The following is a 4729-nucleotide window of genomic DNA, read 5'->3' on the forward strand; positions in this document are numbered from 1 at the left end:
TTTCTGAAGAAAGCCAAACAGCTGCTCCTTGTAGTTCTTCTGGCTTACCAAATCGCTTCATAGGTGTATGTCCCATAATTGACTCTACCCTCTGTGAACTTAGTAATTTTCTATTTTGTTCTGCTGGAAAAAATCCAGGAATAATTGCGTTGACCCGAATACCGTTGGGAGCTAACTCTCTAGCTAAAAATTGAGTTACACTATTAAGACCGGCTTTTGACACAGAATACGTAAATACTTTAGATAACGGAGTAGTCGAAGAAACAGAAGAAATATTAATAATACTGCCTTTTCTTTTTTGTTCGATCATTTTTTCAGCAAAAATTTGACACGTAAGTACAACCCCTTTTAGATTGACATCCATAATATCATCCCATTCGTCCATATCTAACTCAAAAAAAGGAGTTCCACTGTTTTTACCAGGAGCGTTAAGAAGAATATCCCATCCTCCTGACCATTTTTCAATTGCACTAGCTACTTCAATTAAAGATTCACGAGCACTGACATCAGCTTGAAAAGCTTTTGCTTTTCCTCCATTACGTTCTATTTCCTTCACTACATCTTCTGCTTTTTCTAAATTACGTCCTACAATAGCAACTGTTGCTCCATGATTAGCTAGTCCTATCGCTATAGATGAACCTAAAACACTATTTCCACCAATTACGACTGCAGTTTTTTTAGTTAAATCAAATAATTGTTTCATTTCTGTCCCCTACCCTCAAAAAATTTCCTTCTTTATTAAATGATATAGAATACAGCTCTGAACTTTGTTGCATATGAGGATGAGAATGGATATGATTTAGCAATGCCTCAGAAACCTCAATTTCACTTAGCTCTAACGTATTTTTAATTCGCACCATCTTTACTTGAGTAAAGTCTAGTATATTACTTGTTTTAATAGCTGCCTGAATGGCTTGGCGATCATTAGGTAATGTAGTAGGTATTTTTGTAGGCGCTACAACTGTTGAAGTTAAGCCGTTGGCATACATAAATTCTAGGTTTGCTTTATCTACTAACCTTTGAGTTGTAAAGTCTGCAGTTCCGACTCCATTTGCATTTCCTTCTGTTTGGGGAGTCAAGTCCAACACAACCATCTTATTAAYGGCGGGTCCGCCATGAGCATATGGAGTTGGGTAGCGTCCTGTGACATTAGGGTCCATTCCATCCCCACTAATATTTTTGCCAATTTCATCAATAACCAGCACGTCTAGCTCATCAAAGTATAATTTTGGCAAAAGCTGTTTAGCTATAATTTGTAGATTCGTCTCTTTATCCTCAATTTGTTCAGAAGGCAGCACTTCTATTACAGCTACTTTGTCAAAGGAGTTTTCGATACTAGCAATGCCAAATAGAATAGGAAGTTCTTGCATAATAACTTTAGCCATTGCAGGAACGTTTTCAGCCATATATTTAAATCCTAGCTGATGGCAAGCTTCTGCCCCTTTTTGTTTTCCTAAACCAATGCTAATCATTTTCATGAGACCACTTTCCACTGGACCGCGAAAAGCGGTATGTGGTTTTATTCGATTTACAACGATGATTCCATCAGCTTTTGAAGCATGCTTATCTACAAAGACAGGTAATCCATTGGATAATTGTCCAATTTCCACTACCTCCATTGAAGAACGAATCTCACATTGTACACTCTCTTCGGTTATTCCAAGATGGCGTAAAACTTCTTGCTGGCCTTCAGCAGTTGCTCCCCCATGACTACCCATGCTTGGAACAATAAAAGGGTTAGCTCCAAGTCCTTTTAAGAATTGTACTGTGGTAGCTGTCATTTCGACTATTTGATCAAGCCCTCTACTACCTACTGCAATGGCAATTTCCATTCCAGGTGTTATTCTTCTTTTTATGTTTTCTTGATTTAATTTTTCCGTTAATATATGTTGAACGTCATGAATTTTTGTATCATCAAATGCCACTTGTACCTTGGCCATTTTAGGAATAGGAATATCTTTTAATAAATCTTGCAAAATACCCATCTTTTTCTCTCCTTTCTTTTAATCTGTAACATTAGAATTATCCGTAATAAGAAAAAGAACTTTATTCGTGTTAACGTTGTAAAAAGTATCTCTCTGCATTGTAATAAGAGATATTTTCAATCAGCGCTTGCAGAACTGTAGAATCATTGGGAACCTTTCCTTGCTCTACCCATTCGCCAATTAAGTTGCATAGTATTCTACGAAAATAATCATGTCTTTCATAGGAGAGAAAGCTGCGAGAGTCTGTCAACATACCGATAAAATGACTGAGTAACCCAACGTTAGCAAAATCTTTCATTTGTCTCTCCATTCCATCAATATGGTCGTTAAACCACCAAGCTGTCCCAAACTGAATTTTTCCTGGAACGCCATTTTCATAAAAATTCCCCATCATAGCGGCAAGTACAGGATTATCTTTAGGATTCAAATTAAATAATACGACTCTCGGAAGCGCATCTTCTTGATCAAGCGCATTCAGAAATTCCGATARTCCTCGTGCGATATCAGCTTCTCCAATTGAATCAAACCCTGCATCCGCCCCTAAAAGATTTTTCATTTTTGTATTGTTGTTTCGCATAGCACCGATATGTAGTTGCATTACCCATTGTTTGTGAGCGTACATTTTTCCTAGTTCTTTTAAAAGAAACGATCGGTACTTAATTAACTCATCTTGTGAAAGAAGTTCGTTATTCATACGTCTCGTAAAAATCATTTCCGCTTCTGCTAGAGTCACCTCTTGGTATTTCATGTAAGGAATATCATGATCCGCTGCTCTTCCCCCATTATCATGAAAATAATCAACTCGCTGTTTAAGCGCTATTATTAATTCTGCTAAAGATGTTACTTGTTTCTGAGCTACGTGTTCAAGGTTCTTGATCCACTCCTGGAAAGTTGGACGTTCAATAAACATTGCTCCATCAGGCCGAAAGGTTGGAACAACTTTTGTTTCAAACGTAGAATTTTGCTTTAGCAATTGATGATATTTAAGAGTAGAGGCAGGATCATCCGTAGTCCCTATAAATCGTACATTAGATTTCTTAATTAACGATTGAGGTGTAAACTCGGCACTTTGCAATTTTTCGTTGCATTCGTTCCAAATTTCAAGTGCCGTATCTGGGCTAAGTCTTTTATCAATATTAAAAAAATTCTTTAATTCCATATGAGTCCAGTGGTACAACGGATTTCCAATTAAAGAGGGCACCGTTTCTGCCCAAGCAAAAAATTTTTCCCAGTCACTAGCTTCTCCCGTAATGAAGTGCTCAGCTATACCATTCATTCTCATTGCCCGCCACTTGTAATGATCTCCTGCTAACCACAGCTGAGTAAGGTTTTTATATTGTTTATTTTCTAAAATCTCTTTTGGGTCTAAATGGCAGTGAAAATCAAAGATCGGCATTTCTTTAGCAATGTATTTATATAACTTAACAGCTGTAGGTGTGTATAGTAAGAAATCGTCTGCTAAAAACTCTTTCATGTTATTTTCCTCCTAAGAAAACAAAATTGACTTTATGGCTAAAAGGATATGTAAACACTTTCATTTTCTGTTATAATTAATTTGTTCGTTTACTAAACTAATTAATTATAGAAATAATTTAGCATGTATACAAAATTCAGTCAATTAAATATTTTAAATTTTACAATTAATATTTTTTCACATGAAGATGCTATAATAAAAAAACAATGTCAACGAAAATTTGGAGGATATATTTATGTCTAACGGTGATGCAGCTYATATCAAAAAGTTAAATCGATCTTTAATTATTAGCAAAATTGTAGAGGCAGGAATGATTTCACGAGCTGAATTGTCTAAGGTTACAGCATTAACAAAAGCTACTATTTCAGCACAAGTTGCAAGTCTACTTGAAGAAGATATTATTATTGAGACACAGCAAGACTATTCAAACGTTGGAAGAAAGCCTATAATGTTATCTTTGAACGAAACGTCAGGATATGCACTAGGAATTGATCTAGATTATGGTCAAATCTCATTTACTCTTTCTAATCTTCTTGGACGTCCAGTTTCTTCAGATAAAGTCAAAATACACGATACAAATTACTCAAATATATTTAGTGTATTAGTAAAAAAAGTTAATGAATATAAAGATAAATGTCTTATGTCTAGATACGGTCTGATTGGTATAGCTATTTCGATACATGGTCTCGTTACCACTGATGAAATTATTCACTACATCCCTAGGTTGCAGTGGCGTGATATTGCTTTAAAAGAGGACTTAGAAGCAGCCGTAAAAGTGGATGTGTATCTTGAGAATAATGCAAATTTGCTAGCTTTTGCTGAACGAGCTTATACACATCATAAATCTGATAACTTAGTATGTATAACGCTTCGTTCAGGTATAGGTCTTGGAATCTTAATAAACAACAAATTATCTAAAGGCCATGATGGCTATGCAGGAGAAATTGGTCATATGATTGTTCAACCAAATGGAGAGCTTTGTGCCTGTGGAAACAAAGGGTGCTGGGAGAAATATGCATCTGAGTCAAGCTTTTTAAAGAATCTTTCCCAAAGAAAACAAGTTCTCAATATGTCTTTTAAACATATTGAAGAAGAGCTTAATAGAAAAGATATTGAAACCCATCAAGAAATGGAAAATTTTATTCATTACCTTTCAATTGGTTTGAATAATGTCATTAATATCTACAATCCTGAAATTTTAATTATTGATAGTGAATTACTTTCTCGATACCCAGATTCTATACAAAAAATTAAGAGCAACCTTTCTTCC

General features: G+C 35.4%; 4 protein-coding genes. 1 reads left to right on the plus strand and 3 read right to left on the minus strand.

Annotation, left to right across the window (positions count from 1 at the left end):
• The 3 genes from AC1DRF_RS17110 to uxaC all read right to left on the minus strand — a co-directional run.
• A partial coding sequence (locus AC1DRF_RS17110; RefSeq protein WP_477741227.1) for an SDR family NAD(P)-dependent oxidoreductase occupies positions 1-703 on the minus strand: 703 nt, incomplete at its 3' end.
• Complete coding sequence (locus AC1DRF_RS17115) at positions 687-1985, minus strand: nickel pincer cofactor-dependent isomerase, group 22 (protein WP_477741228.1); 1299 nt, start codon at positions 1983-1985, stop codon at positions 687-689. The genes AC1DRF_RS17110 and AC1DRF_RS17115, both read right to left, overlap by 17 nt.
• A 70-nt stretch (positions 1986-2055) precedes the next feature.
• Entirely contained in the window at positions 2056-3459 is a 1404-nt protein-coding gene (gene uxaC, locus AC1DRF_RS17120; RefSeq protein ID WP_427075845.1) for a glucuronate isomerase, read from the minus strand.
• Positions 3460-3694: 235 nt separating this feature from the next.
• On the opposite strand from uxaC, the gene AC1DRF_RS17125 reads away from it, so the two are divergent.
• On the plus strand, positions 3695-4729 hold a 1035-nt coding region (locus AC1DRF_RS17125), incomplete at its 3' end, for an ROK family protein (protein ID WP_477741229.1).

The organism is Priestia sp. P5_B4 (genome assembly GCF_056400385.1).